The 20,315-nt window shown below is 34.8% G+C and carries 14 protein-coding genes and 1 pseudogene; 5 read left to right on the top strand and 10 right to left on the bottom strand.

The genetic code is table 11. From position 1 onward, the window contains the following. Positions 1 to 362 precede the first annotated feature (362 nt). Positions 363 to 1,556 carry an AimR family lysis-lysogeny pheromone receptor gene (locus tag ACODS7_RS26145; protein ID WP_242316725.1) on the bottom strand — a complete coding sequence of 398 codons (1,194 nt, stop codon included), beginning with the start codon at positions 1,554 to 1,556 and terminating at the stop codon, positions 363 to 365. 772 nt (positions 1,557 to 2,328) lie between these two features. Between ACODS7_RS26145 and ACODS7_RS26140 the strand changes: the two genes are divergently transcribed. Continuing rightward, on the top strand, positions 2,329 to 3,420 hold the full coding sequence (locus ACODS7_RS26140) for a site-specific integrase (RefSeq protein ID WP_243168993.1): 1,092 nt from the start codon (positions 2,329 to 2,331) through the stop codon (positions 3,418 to 3,420). On the opposite strand, the pseudogene ACODS7_RS26135 reads toward ACODS7_RS26140, so the two are convergent. Then, positions 3,400 to 4,119: pseudogene (locus tag ACODS7_RS26135) on the bottom strand (2Fe-2S iron-sulfur cluster-binding protein); the annotation flags it as partial. The gene ACODS7_RS26140 and the pseudogene ACODS7_RS26135 sit on opposite strands and share 21 nt — an antisense overlap. 298 nt (positions 4,120 to 4,417) lie before the next feature. Between ACODS7_RS26135 and ACODS7_RS26130 the strand changes: the two are divergent. From ACODS7_RS26130 to ACODS7_RS26120, 3 genes are read left to right on the top strand one after another with little or no spacing between them, the layout of a single operon-like run. Further along, on the top strand, positions 4,418 to 5,956 hold the full coding sequence (locus ACODS7_RS26130; RefSeq protein ID WP_029443010.1) for a spore germination protein: 1,539 nt from the start codon (positions 4,418 to 4,420) through the stop codon (positions 5,954 to 5,956). Further along, positions 5,953 to 7,050: an endospore germination permease gene (locus tag ACODS7_RS26125; RefSeq protein ID WP_016080698.1), complete on the top strand. Its 1,098-nt coding sequence runs from the start codon at positions 5,953 to 5,955 to the stop codon at positions 7,048 to 7,050. Before ACODS7_RS26130 ends, ACODS7_RS26125 begins: the two co-directional genes overlap by 4 nt. Further along, positions 7,051 to 8,187, top strand: coding sequence for a Ger(x)C family spore germination protein (locus tag ACODS7_RS26120; protein ID WP_029443011.1), 1,137 nt, complete (start codon positions 7,051 to 7,053; stop codon positions 8,185 to 8,187). Between the two features lie 74 nt (positions 8,188 to 8,261). Here the strand turns inward: ACODS7_RS26120 and ACODS7_RS26115 are convergent, their stop codons facing one another. From ACODS7_RS26115 to ACODS7_RS26090, 6 genes are all read right to left on the bottom strand, one after another. Further along, positions 8,262 to 9,644 (bottom strand): APC family permease, encoded by a 1,383-nt coding sequence (locus ACODS7_RS26115; RefSeq protein WP_140163851.1) that lies wholly within the window; start codon positions 9,642 to 9,644, stop codon positions 8,262 to 8,264. 501 nt (positions 9,645 to 10,145) lie between these two features. Beyond that, entirely contained in the window at positions 10,146 to 10,286 is a 141-nt protein-coding gene (locus ACODS7_RS26110; RefSeq protein ID WP_243168992.1) for a phosphonate ABC transporter permease, read from the bottom strand. 57 nt (positions 10,287 to 10,343) lie between these two features. Further along, positions 10,344 to 13,706 carry a tubulin-like doman-containing protein gene (locus ACODS7_RS26105; RefSeq protein WP_016080694.1) on the bottom strand — a complete coding sequence of 1,121 codons (3,363 nt, stop codon included), beginning with the start codon at positions 13,704 to 13,706 and terminating at the stop codon, positions 10,344 to 10,346. Between the two features lie 79 nt (positions 13,707 to 13,785). Beyond that, positions 13,786 to 15,882, bottom strand: a complete 2,097-nt coding sequence (locus tag ACODS7_RS26100) for a vWA domain-containing protein (protein ID WP_043936416.1) — start codon at positions 15,880 to 15,882, stop codon at positions 13,786 to 13,788. A 257-nt stretch (positions 15,883 to 16,139) separates the two neighbouring features. Then, the gene (locus ACODS7_RS26095) at positions 16,140 to 16,478 is read right to left on the bottom strand and encodes a VOC family protein (protein WP_029443013.1); all 339 of its coding nucleotides are present in this window, start codon (positions 16,476 to 16,478) and stop codon (positions 16,140 to 16,142) included. A 71-nt stretch (positions 16,479 to 16,549) separates the two neighbouring features. Then, the gene (locus tag ACODS7_RS26090; protein WP_000842905.1) at positions 16,550 to 16,885 is read right to left on the bottom strand and encodes a hypothetical protein; all 336 of its coding nucleotides are present in this window, start codon (positions 16,883 to 16,885) and stop codon (positions 16,550 to 16,552) included. A 134-nt stretch (positions 16,886 to 17,019) separates the two neighbouring features. On the opposite strand from ACODS7_RS26090, the gene ACODS7_RS26085 reads away from it, so the two are divergent. Beyond that, positions 17,020 to 17,415 (top strand): hypothetical protein, encoded by a 396-nt coding sequence (locus ACODS7_RS26085; RefSeq protein ID WP_029443014.1) that lies wholly within the window; start codon positions 17,020 to 17,022, stop codon positions 17,413 to 17,415. 40 nt (positions 17,416 to 17,455) lie between these two features. Here ACODS7_RS26085 and ACODS7_RS26080 read toward each other — a convergent pair whose 3' ends face one another. Then, positions 17,456 to 18,175 carry a class I SAM-dependent methyltransferase gene (locus ACODS7_RS26080; RefSeq protein WP_029443015.1) on the bottom strand — a complete coding sequence of 240 codons (720 nt, stop codon included), beginning with the start codon at positions 18,173 to 18,175 and terminating at the stop codon, positions 17,456 to 17,458. 115 nt (positions 18,176 to 18,290) lie between these two features. Beyond that, the gene (locus ACODS7_RS26075) at positions 18,291 to 19,997 is read right to left on the bottom strand and encodes a peptide ABC transporter substrate-binding protein (RefSeq protein ID WP_016080689.1); all 1,707 of its coding nucleotides are present in this window, start codon (positions 19,995 to 19,997) and stop codon (positions 18,291 to 18,293) included. Positions 19,998 to 20,315 lie beyond the last annotated feature (318 nt).

Here is a 20,315-nt window from a genome sequence, read left to right as displayed (position 1 = left end):
ACTCTTCATCCTCACTAAAAATTTGTTCCAGTACTAACATCGTTTTAATTTTTTCTTCTACGTTTTTCCATTCCTGTTGAACTTTTTCCCCGTTTACTTTATTCATATGATCTAATCTCCTCTATAAACGATTATCTCAACACCTACTGTACATTAGCCCCTTTTCTATAATTTTATTACTAATCCTTATACATGTCTCAAGATTAGCCAAAAATCGATTTTAATTTTTTTCGCAAAACCATTGACAAACTAAAAAAAGAGCTACTTAGCAAATTTATCTAAGTAGCTCTTTTTTAGTTTATCCACCAGGTTTAATATCCACATAAGAAGATGCATTAATGCCCTTCATTGCGAATCCTTGATTAGTAACAAACGGCATTGCCATTAAAGTCATCATTAGCGACATTATCAATATTGATTTCTTCAAAGCCCTTCCCCCCTACCTCATATCGATAATCCATCATCCATTCAATTATAGCAGAATCTTCTCCCCGCTTATATAACTCTCTTGCACTTAAACTAGAAAAAAAGTAATTGCCTTGACTAAAGAATTGCTTTAGACAATTATGCAAACTTTTATTAGAATGATCTCTCATTGCCTTAAATAATACAATAAAATCTTCGTTTTCTTTTTGATAGAACCTCGAAGCCAATCTTTCTATTCCGTCCAAATTATTAGTTGACTGATTATTTTCTAATTCATAGTATAATTCAACCAATTTCAAATTATACAGTGCCTCAGTTTCTAATATTTTTTCTCCAATAGCTTTTGATAATTCATAGCTTTCTTTTAATAGCGACAAACATTTCTGTTTATCTTCAAGTAAATAAGACATGCCCATTAAATATGTTGCATCAGAAACAGTTTTTGCGCAAAAATTTGAACCTTTTAACACAGCAGCATACTTCCTTGTCAAATCACGATTATTTAATCGTAAGTATACAGGCGCTAAAATCTCATACACTCTGTGAAAATAACAATGTAAAATAAAATCTTTCCGGCCACCACTTAGATGCTTCAAACTTTGTTCTACTTCTCTGCCCAGTCCAATCATCATAGGAAAATCTTTAGAAAAATAATAATTATAACATTTCATTATATCCATTAGTATCCGCAAACAACAATCAGTCGGTTGTCGTAGTGTTTGCAAGCTTTTAATTAATGATTTACCACCAATCTCATTTACTATATATTTATACAAGATTTCATATACATCTACATACTCCTTAATGCTCCCCCGGTCATCTCGATACTTCTCAATCAGCTTTTTTAACAATTCAATATCCCTAGTAATTGCTGCATATTCAAAGCTTTGTTTAATTAATTCTGTTGTATCAACTTTTAAACAAAAATTGCTCATAGTCATTCTAAAGTTCTGATCAGGCAAGCTTAATACTTTTGCCAACTTTAAAAGACCACCAAAATTAATGGTTCCATTTTTCTTAAATTTGGACATGTACTGCGCGCTTACTCCAATAGCCTCAGCAACACTCGCATATGTTAACTCAGGTCTATTGTCAATTAATTCGCAAACTTCAACATGTAGCGACTTCAAAGTAATCTTCCCTCCATCCAGTATAACATAAAAGCCCTCAGCTTTAATTTTCTCAATACAGGACACATTCTAAATTTACTAGGTGTGTGTTACACTGACCAGGAACTCGTATGATGCAAATGTTTGTCCTAATGTAGCTAGGATGAACGGTGTGAGAAGTTTTGTAGGATGCACCTCTTACACACGCTCTGCGAGTTTTTATGTTTGGTTTTATTTTATTTTTTATGATTATTCTGTCTAATTAACTAACAGAAACCCCTATACTGTATACAGGATTAATGTTATCACGAACCTATATTCTCTTCCAACCCCTTACAACTTGATAAATATATGTCTCGAGAAATTTGTTTTATTTCCACAAAAATGTCTTGGAACATTTTCCATTTTTAATGAATATTGGTTCATTTTTATCATATTCTACCGAAATTAAATGCAGAAGCCAGCCAATTTTTGATGATTTTACCCAACCAATTTCGATTCTAATTACAATATTACAATGAATAAATTCATAACTTTCTCAATATGCGTCAACCTATTTTTATGGTATTATGATTTTATCCTTACTTGTATCATCCTGATTGGTGTCCCTCACCAATCTTTCCTCACTACTAATAGTGGGGAAATTTTTAACGTATATTATTAAAATTAAAGTGGTTAAAGTCAAGGAAAGGCTCTCAATTTATTTTGGGAGCCTTTTCATTTGGTAACAAACAAGTTATAATCTACTCAATAAATTGAATTATCAATCTTTATATATACAGGAGGGATTCCTATGGTGGTCTACAAAGATAAAGAACGTGGAACCTATTTCTTCGTTGTCAGAGTCCGTCAATTTGATGGCACTCAAAAACAAGTAAAGCGTCGTGGGTTTAAAACGAAAAAGGAGGCACGTGAAGCGGAAGCGAAAATGTTAGTTGAAAAAGAAACGAACTCTAGCTTGACGTTTGCTCAGGTTGCGGATAGTTATTTTGATTGGTATTGCCAAAGGAGGAAACAGTCTTCGATTAACGCCATAAAAAATGCAATTTATAATCATTTACTAAAAGAATTTGGTAAAATGAAAATTGATACCATTACCGCAAAACATGTAATGAACTATCAAAATAAACTCTTAAATAACTACTCCGCTGATACTCTAAAGCAAATTCATACTATACTATCCGCTATATTCAATTTTGCGATAAAATTTTATGGATTGACTAGCAATCCGGCACGTATTGCAGGAAACTTTGAATTAGAATCAAACAAACGAATGAGTTATTGGGAATTCGATGAATTTCAAAGGTTCATCGATACTGTAGATGATTTACTTTACAATGCATTTTTTTCGACACTTTATTATAGCGGCGCTAGGAAAGGTGAATTATTAGCTTTAACATGGGCGGATGTTGATTTTGTAGGAAAAACGATTAACATCAACAAAACTGAATACAATCGTCAAGTTACAAAACCAAAGACAAAATCATCAAATAGAATCATCTTATTGCCTACACTTATCATTAATTTATTGAAGAAATTAAGAGAACATGCTACATTAACAGCACCAGTAAAAAATGATTATGTTGTTTTCGGTGAGTTTTATAATAGTATTGCTACCTCCACGCTAGATGAACGATACAAGAAATATGTGGCTACTGCTAGAGTAAAAAAAATTTTACTTCATGAATTTAGACATTCACATGCATCTTATTTAATTAATAAAGGTGTAAGTCCACTTGTAGTAGCACAACGACTAGGTCATTCTGATGTAGCAACAACTCTGAATACTTATAGTCACTTATATCCGTCAAAACAAGCAGAAGCACTCGCCTTTATAGAAGACGATTTGGCAAAAAAGTTACCAAAGTGTCACCAAGGGCTCTAAAACCCTTGGTATATATGATGCTGTATTTAATCCCGTCATAAATCCAGCTTCACCGAGCATCGTTTTCTCCATTAAAGCGTTACAAGGGCAAATCGTTACACATTGACCACAGCTAACGCATGAAGAATCATTAATATTTACTCCTTCATCCCAAATAACTCGTGGGCGTTCCGCTTCCCAGTCTATCGATAACGTTTCATTTACTTGTAAGTTTTGACACACCTCAACGCATTGACCGCATGCAATACATTGATTAGGGTCATAGCGATAAAACGGATGCGTCATATCAACTTCACTTACATCTACTTTCGGTTCATAAGGATATTTTTGATGTTCAATTTCCATTAATTCTGCTGTATTATGCAGTTTACAGTTCCCATTGTTGTTGTCACATACTGTACAGTATAATAAATGATTTTCTAGTAACCGATCCATCGCCTCTGTTTGTGCTTCTTTTGCGCGAACAGAAGCACGCTCAACGTTCATACCTTCCGTTGCTATCGTCGAACAAGAACGCATTAACTTTCCGTCAACTTCTACAATACAAGTGTCACATGTTTGAATAGGATCTACTTCCGGCACGTAACAAATTTGCGGATGTTCAATCCCGTTCTCATTAATAACACCCAATATCGTTGAACCAGGCTCCGCTGTATACTTTTTTCCGTCAATTGTAATATGAACCATGTTGTCATTCATGGTCTTTCCCCCTTTTTGAGAATAAAAAAACTCCACCACGAAAATATACGCACCACATTTTGGGCACGCTATCATCATGGTGGAGTAGTTTATTAGCACATCTTGCTAAAATACCAATCCATTTATTCATAAATAAAACGATAGATTCATAACAGGTCATATCACGATTCCATCTTTAACACTATAATTATAGCGTTAAATGTACAAATATACAATATAAATTTTAAACTGCGCATATGTCTGTATGTAACTATCCATAATAACCCATATAAAGTTCAACGAGGAATAAGGTGAATATATGGGATCTTTTCGAAAATGGATAAGGGGCGAAAAATCTTTCTCTACACATGAGCAATCTGAAACTGTATTAAATAAAGAAATTTCTTCCTCCATGCCGCTTAATCTTAAACACTTATCCAAATTATTTAGTGGTATTCCAGAATTAATTATACGCACTTTCCCGTTAAAAAATGGAAAAGAAGCTGCTCTTATATATATGGAAGGACTTGTAGATAAAACTGTTATTAATGTAGACATTCTTCGTCCTCTCTTATTTAAAGAATGGAATGAAGACGATTTTTGGGAATCTTCTGTTTCTATAGGGAATATTAAAAAAGTTCAGAAGTGGATAGACATTGAGCAATCTCTCTTACATGGCAAAAGTATTTTATTTATAAACGGGCAATTATCAGCTTTAGAACTAGATACGCAAGCGGCGCCAAAACGGAGTATTGAAGAACCTACAACAGAGACTTCCATAAAAAGCTCACACGAAGGATTTAATGAAGTGGCAAGTGATAGTATCGCACTTATTCGTCGATATATTCCAAATCGCGAATTAAAAGTGAAGGAATTCACTGTTGGCGAACGAGCAACCTCTAAAGTTTTTTTACTTTATCTTGCAGATGTTGCAAACGAAGATGTTGTACAAGATATGGCATGCCGCATTGAATCAATCAAAGTAGATGCTATTCTTACTACCGGTGAATTAGAAGGATTTGTTGAAGATAATTCCTATACTCTCTTCCCACAATTGTCTATCACTGAACGTCCTGACACAACGGCACATCATATTTTGAATGGGCGAATTGCTGTTGTTGTAGATCGCTCACCAGGCGTATTAATAGGACCTATGACCTTTTCATCCTTCTTTCAGACGATAGATGATTACAGCTTCAGACCTATGATTCCATCTTTTATACGACTCCTTCGTTTCACTGGGCTATTTATTGCAATATTTGCTCCAGCTCTTTATATCGCTATGATTTCCTTCCATTATGAAGTGATTCCGCTCAAATTATTGTTAACAATTGGAGAATCTCGAGCTAAAATTCCTTTCCCCCCTATACTAGAAGCACTGTTAATGGAATTAGTACTTGAAATGCTCCGCGAAGCTGCAGTTCGGCTTCCTGGTCCCGTTGGACAAACGATTGGCGTCGTAGGAGGGATTGTCATTGGACAAGCTGCAGTTCAAGCAGGAATCGTAAGTAATGTTATGGTTATCGTCGTATCTATTACCGCAGTCGCTTCTTTTATCATCCCTAACATGGAAATGTCAGCAGGAATTCGGCTTCTTCGCTTTCCAATGATGATAATCGCTTCTTTATTTGGGGTCATTGGAATTATGGTTGGGATGGCGGTTATCATCATCCATATTCTTTCTATGGAATCACTTGGTGTTCCTTATGGTAGTCCTTTTTCCCCACTATTCTCTTCCGATATAAAAGATATTCTTATACGATTACCTTGGAAAATAATGAAAAAACGACCAATGTCTCTTAACCTAAAACAAGAAAATCGACAAAGAGATGACGAGGAAACGGAGGAAAACAAGTGACAAATCGTGCAAAGAGGGAGATTACTTTATTTCAATACATTCTCACTATTAGTGGTGTTCAAGTCGGTTTTGGTTTACTTACACTTCCGCGTGAAGTTGCACAAGGAGCGAATACTGATGGATGGATGTCGATTATTATCGGATGCGTCATAACTACTTTAGTCAGTCTATGTATTATAAAAATCATGGAAAAACATCCCGGAGATACTTTACTTGATGTCCTGACACGTTACCTTGGAAAATGGCTAGGAAACGGAATGATGCTCCTTTGGATTTTATATGCTGCACTTGCCGCTATTTCTTTAATATTTTCCCTCTTATACATCGTTCACATTTGGATTTTACCTAGATCTCCTATGTTTTTAATTATGATTTTGCTATCTATCCCAATGATTATGTTGGCGTGCAAAGGCATAATCATTATAAGTCGATATGCCGTATTCACTCTTTTTTTTACAATTTGGATGCCATTATTATTATTTATCCCACTTAAAGATGGTCATTGGATATACCTTCTTCCCCTTCTCAAAGAAGGGTGGTTACCCGTTTTAAATACAGTCAAATCAACTATCATTGCGTTTCTTGGATTTGAGTTTGCATTTGTCCTTTATCCTTATCTTAGTAACAAGTCATCCGCTAAAAAAGGTATTGTTTTTGCGAATTTAATTACACTATTTATTTATCTTCAAGTTACGTTCGTTTCTTTTGTTTATTTTAGCCCAGATGGTATAACGAAGTTTTTATGGCCTACTCTTTCTCTCATTACACCATTTCATTTTTCATTCTTAGAGCGATTTGAAATTATATTTTTATCATTTTATCTCTTTATTATTTTTGATTCTTGTATTCCTTATATTTTTACCGTTTCAGATGGAATCAATCAATTACTCAATAAAAAAGGTAGTTCCTTACCTATTTGGCTTTTTTTATTCGGGTGTATTTTCACCCTACTTTTTTATATCCCTTCTTCTTATCAAATAAATGCTTTACGCGAATTTTGGGGAACTGCCAGTTATTTTATCGTTTTTCTGTTCCCAGTCGTATTCCTCTCATACATTACATTTTATCAGTATTGGAAAAGGAGAAACACTTAAATGAAACGATTTATTCATTTCACTATATTTTGTTTCCTCACAATCTTTTTGACTGGCTGTGGGGATCGACTCGATCTCGAAAAACAATCCATTTCATTAGTTTACGGTTTTGATAAAGATAATAAAAACAAGCTGAAAGTGTACCAAATAATACCTACTTTTAACAAGGATGTCGAGAAAAAGTACGAGACCCATGAAACAAAAGTACATACACCTAGAGAAGCAAAGGCGATGTTTAATAGTTCGAGTAGCGGTTTAGTATCTACGGAAAAATTACAAATCGTCTTATTTAGCAATACGTTCTTGAAACAAGAAGGAGCTATGCCATATCTTGATGTTTGGTATCGAGATCCGAAAAACACTGGTAATATGCGTATTGTAGCAGTACAAGGACCTGTTTCTTCTATAATTTATAATAACTTTAAAGATAAACCAGATCTCCCTGAACATTTAACTGAATTAATTAATACAAACAAATTATACAATCGAACAGTTTATACAACATTCCATGAATTTCATAGACAAACTTTTAATAAAGGGATTACACCAACAATTTCAGAAATAAAAAAAGAAAAGAAAGAAATTACTGTTACTGGATCTGTACTTTTAACTTCCCGTGGAATTTATAAAATGTCATTAAATCGAGATGAAAGTGCCCTTCTTCTTATGTTGCAAAAGAAATCTAATACACCAGTTTCACTTACAATGAAAATCCCTTCTGATTCAGTTGAAAGTAACAATCATCTAAAAGATACAAAAGGCAATGATTTTGTAACAATAAACGTTCTTAGTGTGAATCGCGATATTGGTACAGGTTATATCGATAACCACTTCACATTTAATATTAAAATGAATTTAAAAGTTGCCATATCTGAGGTTACATTCAATATAGATATAGACAAAGATAACAAGAAATTAACAACACTTATAACAAAACAACTAAACAAAGATTTAAACGAATTAATCCACAAAATTCAAAAGCAGCAAGTTGATCCATTCGGATTTGGCGATTATGCAAGAGCTTTTCAATATAAAGAATGGAAAAAGGTTGAAGATGATTGGCCTAGCGCTTTTTCAAAAGCTAGTGTGAAAGTAACACCTACTATCAAAATTTTAGAAAGTGGAATTATTAAATAGTAAAAACACGCTACTTGTTCTTATATGAATAAGTAGCGTGTTTTCATTTCCATTACAAGTATTATTTCAATGGACTATACTCTATTTCCATTTCTAACATTACTATGTTTTTTAGCATATACAAAATATATGAAAACACCTATTATAATCCATGCCACAAAACTAATTAAAGTAAGCTTAGAAAGGTTCAAAGCCAAATATATACAACTTACTATTGAAACGATAGGTAAAAAAGGTACTAGAGGGGCACGGAATGGCCTCTTCATATTAGGATGTGTCTTTCTTAATACAATGACAGCTATAGATACAAACACAAATGCTGTTATCGTTCCCATATTCACTAAATTAGCTAATAAATTCAAATCCACTAATCCCGCTAATAAAGCTGCTAGTATACCTGTAACCCACGTATTAAAAAATGGAGTTTGTAAACGTTTATGGACACTTGAAAGTCTTTTTGGTAACAATCCATCTCGACTCATCGAGTAAGATACACGAACAAATGCAAACATAGCTACTAACAGAACTGTTGTTAGCCCTGCTATCGCTCCCACCGATAACAACCCAGCAATTCTATCTTCTCCTACAGTGCGCAACGCATATGCAACCGGATCAGCAACATTTAATTCCATAAACGGAACCATTCCAGTTAGCACGAATGAAACACCTACATATAGAACGGTACAAATGAGCAAGGAAACAAGTAGCCCAATTGGCACGTTACGTTGTGGACGCTTCACTTCCTCTGCGGCTGTTGCAACTGCATCAAATCCTAAAAAAGCAAAAAATACAGTAGCAGCGCCCCCTACCACGCCGTGAAAACCAAACGGTAGAAATGGTTGCCAATTCTCTGGTCTTACATATTGTGTCCCTACAACAATAAATCCTACAATAACAGCCAGTTTAATAATAACCATTATATTATTAATTCGTGCACTTTCTTTTGCGCCACGGCTTAATAAAAATGTAACAACTAAAATAATAAGAACTGCTGGTAAATCAATGATTCCACCCTTCCCCATTCCTGGTGCCGAAGCAAAAACCGTAGGAATGTGAATATTAAAACCTAGTAGCAGTGACTGAAAATATGCTGACCAGCCCGCTGCAACCGCAGAAGTCGCTAATAAATACTCCAGCATAACACACCAGCCAACTATAAATGCAAAAATCTCACCTAGTGTCATATATGTATATGAATATACACTTCCCGAAACTGGAACTGTAGATGCAAATTCAGCATAACAGAAAGCTACACATGCACATATAATTGCTGCTAATACAAAAGATAATACAATCGCCGGACCAGCATGTTTCGCTGCTACAATACCAGTTAATACGAAAATACCTGTACCAATAATTGCTCCAATACCTAACAGAGTTAAATCAATCGCTCCTAAAGTTTGATTCAATACTTTTTTCTTTTCTTCATCCATTGCTTTCTTTATGAAAAGACTCATTCTTTGAAACCTCTTTTTCAAGTTTATCTCTTACTTGTTACATTCTTTATTACTGTTCTATTTTAAAAATAAAAATATACATAATTCACTTCCCCTATAGACTTAGTAACCCACCCCATCAAAAAAACAGAAAAATCAATCTCTTTATATCGTATTGAATTTTCAAAATATTAACCGTACCAAAAAGCCATTAAGAATGCTGATTGAATTTATCATACAATTAATTATATTGTCAATAATAAATCATTCAAAAATAATTGGTTGATTATTTATCAAATGTTATTTTTATACATAATTATTTTCTCAAAAACATTGTTGTTTTCCACCTTAATATTCATATTCATTTTATTACATTGATTTTCATACATTTTTCATTACATACAATGTAATAAAAATCATAATAACCTCAAATAAACTATTATTCAAAAATAATAATTCATTTGAGGTTATTTCACCATTTTAATACTAACAAAAAAGTGCAGATTTTCATCTGCACTTTTTTTATTCTTCCACTTCAGCTTCTGCACTACTATTTTCAAGATGCTCCTTCTGAGCTTCCTCTTGCAACTCTGCTGAAATCATCCCATAATAAAGTTCCGGATATAACCCAAATATTTGATATACACTTCCTAAAAACAGCATCAGAATCCCTCTTTTCTAAAGTTGTATTGCCACTTTTAAGGATTCCCTTTTCATTCATTATACATTCGTTTTTGGCGTTTCTTCTTCATCTTGAATACTTAATAAATTTTGCCATTTTTTATACGGAGCGCTATTTGGATCTACATATCCTTTCGCATGCGAGCGATCCCACAATTGTTTAATAAACATTTCTTTCTCTTTCTTTGCAACCATATCAGCACCTGTACCGTAATAGTTCTGGAAATACAACTCGATTTCATCAAGGAATAGTCTTAATAATTCATCTGATGTTTCTTCTAACGTCGGATCATACTTCGCTTCACGGTCATACATTAAAATCATATCTAAAAGATTGTGGACATGTTCTTTTCTAAGCCATCTTACATCTTGGGCTCCTAATACGAACGGATGTGTATATAAATGTCCACCTTGTATCATCGCCTTTTCTTGCTCTTCTTCAAATCGTGACAAGATGTTTTCATAAATAAACGGATTATGAAGCAATGCTCTGTGTAATTTATAACTTTCACTTGAAATATTTTTCCCCATCGACTGAATTAAAAAGCTACGCCCCACACCGTTATATTGATACACAAATTGTCCATCAACAGCAACTAAACTAATCCAGCGATACATATATGCGTATAGTAATGCACGATTACATTTATCATAATCTAATTTTGTTTGAGTCGCATTCAAGTCTGGCATAAAGGCTGGTAAGTGCCAATACTTATCTAAATGCGGCGTTAAACTAGATTTTTTACTATTTAATTTGTTTACACGGCGATAATACGATTGGAAATAGTCACCTTTATCATTCATAAATCCGTTTGAAATATGTCCTGATGATAATTTAGGAAAATCTTGCAGCGATAAGCCATAATGTGCTCGATAACAGATCACTTCAAATGGCGAAAAGGCTTCATGTACTGTATCTTTTTCTTTAAACATTTCTTGAATCAATTCCTCTTGTAGCTCTTTCTTTAAAGAAGGATGTATACCCCAATATTGTAATTCCCTATGATGAGAAACTTTTGGAATGAACGGACTTGCTAAATGGAACAGGTCTTCAATTTTTTCACGAACGTATTCATCGCGATCACGTTTCTTGTAATCTGCTTCTTTTCGCAACGCTTCAATGATATTCAGTTCTAATTTATCACGATAGCGTACTTGCAGTTCGTCATAACAATAGCTCAGTATATGTTCGCGGTAGAAATCCTCTACCTTTTTCGACTGAATCTCTTCTGTTTTCGCATCACGACAATATTCTCCGTACAAACTCATATAAATTTCCGCTGATATATCTTTCGGTAGTACACCTAAATTTAAATGTTGCTGCATATCTTGCCATATCTTTTCTTGCAACTGTTCCTCTGCTAATACATATACATTCGTCGGGTTTGTTTTTCCTTCAAATTCCTTACTGCGCTTTTGGATTTCAAATAATAAATTTTCACGTGTTTCATGTAAATTATCAAAAAACCTTTCCCAATATTGAATCATTTTATTAACTGCTTGATATAGCGATTGATATACAAGTTCTAATAGCATTTCTTTTCGATATTCATTTAATTTGTGTACATATTGCGTTACGATGTCTTCAAATTCTCTTTTGAATAAACGTTGCTGATTATTAATCATTTTTCCGAACCAGCCTTGTTGTTGAGCAATTTCTACTCGGCGTACAGCCGTTACCGTGCCATCGATATTACCTACATTAAATTTTTTATCGTAGTTTTGAATTACATTACGCTTTTGTTCATTATTTTCATGTAGTCGATTCATTTTTTCTACTAACTGCTTTCGAATTTCATATAACATAAAACGTGCTGCTACTGGGTGAACTGGATCTGTTTTCTTTAAAAACCATGTATTTAATTGATAGGACTGCCCTTCAGAACCACTTGGTGAAAAGCGATCTGATTCAATCATGTCATATAAAAGTGTCGTTACATGTTCATGTACACGGCTCGGAATCGCATACGCATATAAACGAACCGCATGATCCACTCTTGCCACTTCACCTTTCATTTGTTCCATCATTTTCAGTTTCGCAGCTGAAATTTTACACTCATGTTGCAGACGATTTAATTCCTCATCTTTTTGCACCGTGCGTTGTACATAACTTTCTACAGCTTCTAAAAACAGTTTTGATTTTGCAACTCCGAGCTTACCACCTTCTGCTCCTTCACGTGTTTCATTGTACATTTGTCTATAGAAAATATGAGCTTGCTCTGGACGGGTAGCAAGATGTTCCAAGTCCTCTAAATAACTTTTACCTCTCTCCGGCTTTTCACGCTGCATACCACGTTTTACATCTTGGTCATATCTTTGCTTCTTCTCTTGAAACAGTTGATCTAAATGAAGCCACGATTCATCTAAACCTTGCACAGCCCATTTTAAAGCACAATATTTTAACACATGCTCATACGGATAAATGAGTTTTGCCGTTCCTGCCCCGCAATATCGTCCTTTTCCGCTTGATTCTGCTAATTGCTGAATTTGATTGTCTTCTTGTGCAAAATGACTTGTGGACATTGGGCTAAATAACTGTAAATAAATTGTATTTGCCATCTGTTCCATATAGTCCGATAAATTGTGTAAATGGTGTCCATGTAGGTTTTCATAATCGTATAAGAAACAATAATTGTACGGTAAATGATGTTGTTTAATTGTATGATTCGTTCTTCCGTCTTCATCTACTTGATCAGGGCGATACTCTAATTCAATTGTTACACCGCCACGTTTTGATAATTCTCCAGTAGAACCGAGCGTAATAGCATGTAATTCTTTTAACGATGCATAGCCGTTTGCTTGCACCGTTTCAAACTCTTTCGCACTAACCGTTCTCGTCTTAACTAACACATCCGGCATTAAAAACGCACCGCGTATTAAAATGTTGTGATGCTGCAGTTTTTTTCGAAGCATTTCACGTAAATATAATGCAATTTGCAGAAACATCCCTGAACCTGTTCCGCCCGCTAGTGACGTTACTATAATGACACGTACTCCATATTCCGTTTGATCGCTTGTAACTGGAAAAATCTTCTCAATTTCTTGCCAAAAGGATGTCAATTTATCTTCTTTCATCGCAGCACGTAACGCTAAACGTGAAATGACGCGTAACTGTCCTGCTCCTTCTGTTAATGGTTTATCAAGTATAGTCGGGTCCATCGGAAACCACTCTGGAATCGTTGGATCACCCGCAATATACTCTCTTGGCGTTTTACTCGAACTCGTTTGCGTCTTAAACTTTCGAATATGATCAAATTTACTCAATGTATTCACATCTGTATCAAATACGTGCATTGCTACCTTTTTCCGGCGCTCTTCAGGCAGTTTTTCATATATTTGATGCGTCACAGTACTACCGATTCCACCTAAACCAATTAATATTGTTGGAACTTGTAATGTCATGTGAACCACCTTCCTATTCTTGCTTGTTTGAAAAAAGGGAAAGAGAATCAATACTCCATCCCCTTCTTATCCCTATCTACTATTCACATTCGTACTTGTAAATCTCCTTACCATATCCTCTATCAATTAGTAAAAGTTCATTTGGATATAGTGTCTTATGTTCCATTCCTACTTCATCCTCTGTTATAAACATCCCATCAATAATCATTCCAACTACTTGTGATTCTTTCGCTACAAAGACAGATTTCGAACCTTTCTTCGCTATAAACGTAACGGATTGCACCGTTTTTCTTTCTGCTCTAAATGGGATACCAAAATAATGGTTCCACCATTTATTTCGAAGTAATTCTGGTTCAGATTGATATAGCCAATCTTTCGCTACCTCTTGATCCCATTCATAATACAGTAGTGCCTTCCGGTGAAATCTCGGCCGAACAATCCATCCTAAAACAATGATTCCTACTACTAGCAGTAATAACGTGATAGGAATGACAAACTTAAAAATGAGCGCATATTTTTCATAAAACGGAGCATCTTGAATATGGAATGTTATGTTTTTCTTTACTTCTTGTAACTTTGAATCCCGCATTACGATGGTAGCTTCTACGGTGCCGGTATCTGTAAAATTAAATATGTCGGAGTAATAGGGACGAGGATAAACATAGATTTGGTTTCCATGTTGCTTTATTTCATAATTGATTGATTGTTCAGATGTGACACCAGTAGATTTTAATAGTTTTTTTACAGCTTCTTCTGTCATCGGCTTACCATCTAACTGTGGCTGCAAAACAAATGGTTTACTATTCTCTAAATTTGTCACTTTTTCTTCATAATCTTTTGTAACAGTTTGAAGTGATAATTTTGGTTTCTCAGCTGTTTCAATTTTAAATTCTTTCGTCTGTCTATAAAACCCTTTTATATTCATATGAACTTTCCCGCGTACTAACCCTTTATCAAGCTTAGTTTCGTAATAAAACACATGCCTTTTATCGTCCCACTTCATCGGATATTGTTTTCCGTCTATTTCTACTTCTGCCTGAAAGTAAGAAGACTGAACTGGCAACTCCGTAGGCTTTGCTTCAATAACAGCAGTAACACCTTCGTACATTTTCTCTACATTTTTTTGACTACTATCATCTTTGTCATAAGTAGAAACCGTATAATTAAGCGCCGGTTCAACTAGTACTTGTAGTCCTTCTTTCTCAATGTCCTGGTCCACTTCTATCGTATAAGTTCCTGGTTTAATAACTTCCTGATTTTCCGTACTTATATGAACTATATTTCCGAACAATTTTGCTTCTCCTGGTGCATGTATGGAAAAAGAAGATTGTAATTGTAATGGTTTAGAAATTTGTGTGACCTGATAATCGGGCAGAGAAGGCGATTGTCGTACAAGCGTCATACGTTTTAACGGAAACGGTGTTGTAATCTCTACTTTTTTCCCCACTACTTTCGTTTTGACAATCGATTCAACAGAGGAGAATGGATCACGATTTGCAACTAATGCTGCCACTTGATTTACACTTTTTACAATGCCATCTTCTCCGCTTGACGGCATCGTAACACCATTTATCTCTTTCTTCCATATTTCTTTGAACGTGTTTAATTGTTCTTTTTCTTGTTGTCCTAAATCTTCTTCCATCGTAATTAAGACTGGGTGTAACGATATCTTTTTTGCATCCATTTCTTTCTTAAACTGGGCTAATTTCTGCAAAATTTGTTCTTTTCCGCCAACCTTATCTTTCTCTAAATCATTAAATGCCCCGTCAGTTAATACAATAAGCCAAAATTCACGTTTTCCATCTATATCTGCTTCCTTTTTTATAGATTGCATCGCCGTTTCTACCGCGCTAAATGGAGTATTTAAATACGTTTTCCACGCTCCAATTCCCTCAATTTCTGTTTGCCTTTTATCCTTCGTTAACAAAATGTTTAATGGATCATTCGGCTTACTCATTGGAACGTAAGAAAATTTATCTTTTTCATCTAATAATGCAACTAAACTTTGCAAAGCATAATTGGCATATTTCCAGCGATCGTTATTTCTCATGCTGCCCGAATCGTCATATACAAGTGAAACGACCCTTTCCTTTGCCTCCTCTCCTTTTGCAAAAGCTGATAAAGGTAAACATATAAATAGAAACAACATGAACGTGGCACAAATTCGAATTTTCATGATGAGGCTTCGCCACCTTTGTAGACAAATTCCTATGTTTAAATTTATGAGAGGAAACAAGATATATGACTTGTATTTTAGGACAACTAACCCACCATAACTTTATTATGTAAACAGATTATACACTTGGTAATATTCCTTCTAGCATTCTCTATCCAATTATATAAGTAAAAAAAGCCTGTTTAAGATCCACGCTTAAAACAGACTTTTCCTACTTTTCATTTTAAAAACACATAACAAAAAGTTTGATTTTTGACTTAACACATCACTTCTATTGTAAATCCACCAGGTACTTCAACGTAAAACGTATACGCATGGGCATGCTTAGGAGGCTCGATCAAAAATCCATCTTCCTGCAATCTTTGATTTATCTTATCTACTTGTTCTTCATTTTCTTGTGGAAATCCTACATGAAATGTTTTTGGATACTGAACTTCTTTTCCTTTCATTAAAGTTAGTATAAATCCATCATTGTCACGCATAACTGCAAAGGCATTCCCCCTTGTTCCACTACAAATTAAACCAAAATACCTCTCTAAAAACTCTCTAGATGCTGTTACATCTGTAACTGTTAAATTAAGATGTTTAATTCCCAATCCCCCACCTCATTTCTTAATTTTCTAACATTTTATCATACAAATAAAAAACACGCTTTTCACAGCGTGTTTCATTGCTTTACATACACTTCAACAATCGGATTCTCTTTATTATCCGCATGCAAGCGTATATTCGCTTCACTTGTATTATAAATACTAGCTAATAACATTATCGTTAACACATTAGGTATCTTCGCATCACTTCCGTATTTTCTCTCAAGCCCTTCCTTATATTCAAAATCTAAATCCCCCTGCACATATGTATACACTTCAAAACCATCTTCTAAATTGCAAACTACTGTATCAATAATATCTGCCCCTACTTGCTTCTTCATTTCCTCTCGCAACGCTTCAATAAATTCTTCCCACGGTACTTCGTATGTCTGAAACTGATCTGTAGATTTCATGCCTTTTCCTCCTTATATATCCTCTTCTTATATTTCCCCTTTCCTATAACAATTATGATAGATAGGACATTCGTACAAGCCGCACTTGTCCCCCTTACATATCGTATTACTGTAATGCGGAAGGAGGAAAGAACATGCATAGACAAAAATGTTATGATACATGCCGACGTTATTTCGGAAAAGTTGTTCGGATTGAAGACCATGATGGCCGTATACATTTAGGTAAAATAATCGATTTGACACAAAACTCTGTATGGATTGAACCGATGCAACAGCGCTCATCTTTTGATTCAGGATTCGGATACTATGATGCTTATGCAAACGGTGGTTGTGACCTTTGTGGCGGCCTTAGCAGATGTGATAGTTGCGGATTTGGATGCGGTGGTGGATTCAGCAGTTGCGGATGTGGTGGCCGTGGTTGCGGTAGTTGTGGTGGCGGCGGCTGGGGTGGCGGCGGTTGTGGCTGGGGTGTTGAACTCGGATTTGGTTTCATCTTCGGAATTACATTAGCTGCATTATTTTTCATTTAACATAGTAAAGAGTTGGCTACCTTTAGCCAACTCTTTTTCTTTATTTTTCACATATAAAAATACGATGCCCTAAAATGTGTTGGTACATAAGCCGTACATTTTCATGCTGTACCCATGCCCCATATAACTCATTCGGAATATGTGAGGATACATTCCATTCTGGCTCTTCGACATAGCCAGAGATCGTTTCTGCAATCGTGCCACCGCCAGCAATTGTAATTCTTTTAAAATTTGCTTTCTGAAATAATTGTACCCACTCATTCTCAGTTAATAGTTCTTTCATGCCATATAATTGGGCGATTTTTTCTTCCTCACTCTTATCAATGTGCCTATCAATAATCATTTCAATGACAACAAGCTTACCGTCCTGCTGTAATACACGGTAACACTCCGAGATAACCCTTTCTTTCTCTGTAAAAGCGATGATTGATTCTCCAAGTACGAACTCAAATGAGTTATTCAAACAAGGTAATTGCTCTACACTTCCTTCAATTAATTGTATATCTAACCCTTCAAACAACCATCTATCTTTTGCCTTTTGAATCATAATTTCATTCTTTTCAACAGTTGTTACTTTATAACCAAATTCCCTTGTCATATATGCAGCTGTTTTTCCCGTACCGCAACCTATTTCAAGGACATTCGCTCCATATTTAAAAGGCAGTTGTGCTAACAATTGTTTTGTTAACGTAAAACCACCAGGATGAGCACTTCCTATTCCGTAATAAGCTAGGAAATCGATGTATGTGTTTCGCTTCATAGGACTCTCCTTCAAGTTTTCTATAATACATATATTCATCCTCAAAAAAATAGTGCACAGAAAAAAAAGCATTTTCAAGTGCAATGTTTCAACTTGAAAACGCTTTTTTCTTTTACTATTTCTCTTCTACATACGCCCATTTGAAACTATATTCCGGACTAATATTATGTTTTACAATTCCCTTTACATTTGGTTTCATAACATACGATCTACCACTTTGATATAAAGGTACGAGCGCTACATCTTCTTCAAGTAACAGTTTTTCTGCTTTCCCTAGCTCTGTCCAACGTTTTTTTGCATCAGCCATCCATTCCGTCTTACTTTTATTAATAATGTCATCATATTTTGAATTTGAATAGCTCATCTGATTCTGTGAATTTTTCGTTTCAAACATATCAAGATATGTCATTGGATCCGCATAATCTGGATTCCAGCCGCCATATGAGAAATCATAATCTTGGTCTGATTCTAATTTTAGTTTTTGCTTAAATGGCTGAAGTTTAATATTTACTGTTACACCCTTTAAATTCTTTTCAATTTGATCTTTTACATACTCCCCAACCTTTTTCGCATTACCAGTATCATAATTTAATAGCTCTATTGTCACTTGATCTTTTCCAAGTTCTTTTTTCGCAGCTTCCCAGGCTGCTGCTGCCTTTTTAGAGTCTTGTTTTAAACCATTTTTAAACGTTTCTGCGAAATCTTTACCGTCTGGTCCAGCTGCTAAACCTTTTGGTACTAAATAATCCACTGGTTTTGAACCATCATTTAAAATGACATTCGTTAAAGCTTTCTTATCGATTGATAATGCAATTGCTTCACGTAATTTTTTACTCTTTAACGGTGTATCTTGCCCACCACGTTTTTGATTTAGACGCAAGTAAAAAGTACTTGTTTCTGAATATGCACCAAACTCTTCTTTATTATTTCTATACTTATCAACAAATTCACCTGATAAAAGTGTAAAATCAATCGCACCTGTATCATATAAATTTACTCTTGTAGCTGGTTCTTTTACTACACTATAGTTGATTTCTTCTAGTTTTACAGTCTTTTTATCCCAATACTGATCATTTTTCTTTAATTTCCAACCTTGTTCATGCTTCCAATCAGTAAGTACAAACGGTCCATTATAAACTGTCGTATCAGACTCTAAACCGTATTTATCTCCTTTTTCTTTTACGAACTTTTCATTTAATGGATAGTATGACGCGAATGCCATTAAATTTAAGAAATATGGTACTGGTCTCTCTAGTTCAACTTCCAGCGTATAATCATCTACCGCTTTTACACCTAATGTAGAAACTTCTGCTTTCTCTTGATTTATTGCCTCTGCATTTTTAAGATAGTAAGCAATAAACGCATATTCTGCAGCTGTTTTTGGATCTACTAGACGTTGCCATGCAAATACGAAATCTTTCGCTGTTACAGGATCACCGTTTGACCATTTTGCATCTTTTCGTAATTTGAATGTATATTTTTTGCCATCCTCGCTTTTCGTACTAGATTCTGCCGCCGCTGGAATTGGCTTGTTATCTTTATCTAGACGATATAACCCTTCCATCGTGTTTCCTAAAATTTGAGAACCTAACGTATCTGTATTTTTAGAAGTATCCATCGTCGGAATTTCATTCGTTTCTGTACGATTCATTACTTGCTGTGCCGCATATTTAATATCGGATTTTTTCTCTTCCCCGCCACTATTAGACGTCGTAGTCGTTTTCTTCTCCCCACCAGAAGATCCAGAACATGCTGTTAACGCCACACTCATTGCTAATACTGGTGCTACAACCGCCGTAAACTTTTTCATCTTTTTCTTCATTTTTGTACCCTCCCCAATTATATGTACGAAACTAACTTTGAGAGATTTCTATTTTAAATTATCAGAAAATTATTACTAATTATTATTCTACTAATTTTTCTCGAATTGTAAAGTATTTTTAAAAATATTCATAATAATTAATTTATTTACTTCGATAACAATCTATTACTACTATACGAATTCTCCCACATCTACTATATGTAAGTACCACTTTTCTTATTCTTCTCTATTTAATTTAATAGTAAAAGAGCGTTCTAAAAGTCATTTTGAAGTGACCCCTAAAAGTTAGACACGGTTATTTCATTAGGCAGCTTGATA

The organism is Bacillus sp. FG16 (assembly GCF_057809515.1).
Note: the sequence above shows the minus strand (reverse complement) of the source record. Positions and strands in the feature narration are given on the sequence as shown.